We start from the raw sequence: 1,247 nt of genomic DNA, 5'->3' as shown, positions 1-1,247 counted from the left end.
GCCGAGGCCCTCATACAGCGCGGCATCACCCCGGACTTCATCCCCGAACGCTACGTGGCCGAAGGCGTGCTTGAGGGCCTCATGGCTCACGAGGGCGGCGACGTGAAGGACAAGCGCTTTCTCCTGCCCCGCGCGGCCAAGGCCCGCGAGGTTCTGCCTGACGAACTGCGCAAGGCCGGAGCCGTGGTGGACGTCATCTCTGCCTACGAAACCGTTGCCGCCGAGCATCGCAAGGATGAGGTGCTTGAGCGCATCAAGGAAGGCAGGCTGGACTGCGTGACCTTCGGCTCGTCCTCCACTGTGGAAAACTTTCTTTCGCTTATCCCGGCGAGTGTGCTCAAGGAACACCCTGAGGTGCAGCTTGCCGCCATCGGCCCCATTACCGCCGACACCCTGACGGCCCACGGCCTGCCCTGCCACATCCAGCCCGAGGAATACACCATTCCGGCTCTGGTGGAGGCCCTGAAAGAACACTTTGCCCGGCGCAGGCCGCAATAAGGCGGAAAACCATGCCCCTGAACATCGCCATACTGGCCTCGGGCAGCGGTTCCAACGCCCAGGCCATTATTGACAAGGCCGCTGCGGGCGTTCTGGATGTGAACGTCTGCTGCATTATCTGCAACCGGCCCGGCGCGGGCGTTATCCAGCGCGCCGCCAGGGCGGGCATCGCCTGCGTGGTGCTGGATCACAAGGCATACCCCGACCGCGAAAGCTATGACAGCGCCGTGGTGCGGCACCTTCAGGAGCACGGGGCGGAACTTGTGGTGCTGGCAGGCTACATGCGCCTGCTCAGTCCGCTCTTTCTGGATGCGTTTTCCGGCAGGGTCATCAATATCCATCCCGCTCTTTTGCCGAGTTTTCCCGGCGTACACGGGGGCGCGGACGCTCTTGAATACGGCGTCAGGATATCGGGCTGCACCGTGCATTTTGTGGAAGAAAAGATGGACGGCGGGCCGGTCATCATTCAGGCCGCCGTGCCGGTGAACCCCGGCGAGGATCTGGACGACCTCATGCAGCGCATCCATGTCATGGAGCACCGCATCTATCCGCAGGCCATACAGTGGTTTGCCCAGAACCGCATCAGCGTCTGGGGCCGCGAGGTGCATGTGGCTCCCGGCGCTGCCGCCGCCATCGCTCCCGACGGGCAGTGGCTGGTCTACCCGCCGCTGGAAGAAGGTTTTTAGAGTAGGTTAGAGCAATTTTATTTTGAAATGCTTTGTGGGGGAGGGGTCCCTTTTGCAAAAGGA

The 1,247-nt window shown here is 62.6% G+C and carries 2 protein-coding genes; both read left to right on the top strand.

Going from position 1 to position 1,247, the window contains the following annotated elements:
• On the top strand, positions 1–498 hold a 498-nt coding region (locus tag V6C16_RS13590), incomplete at its 5' end, for a uroporphyrinogen-III synthase (RefSeq protein WP_333543481.1).
• 11 nt (positions 499–509) lie between these two features.
• Complete coding sequence (gene purN / locus V6C16_RS13585) at positions 510–1,184, top strand: phosphoribosylglycinamide formyltransferase (RefSeq protein ID WP_333543480.1); 675 nt, start codon at positions 510–512, stop codon at positions 1,182–1,184.
• Positions 1,185–1,247: the final 63 nt, after the last annotated feature.

This window comes from Desulfovibrio sp. 1188_IL3213, assembly GCF_036763145.1.
GTDB lineage: Bacteria > Desulfobacterota > Desulfovibrionia > Desulfovibrionales > Desulfovibrionaceae > Desulfovibrio.
The sequence above is the reverse complement of the archived record's forward strand: the minus strand, read 5'-3'. Positions and strand labels throughout refer to the sequence as shown.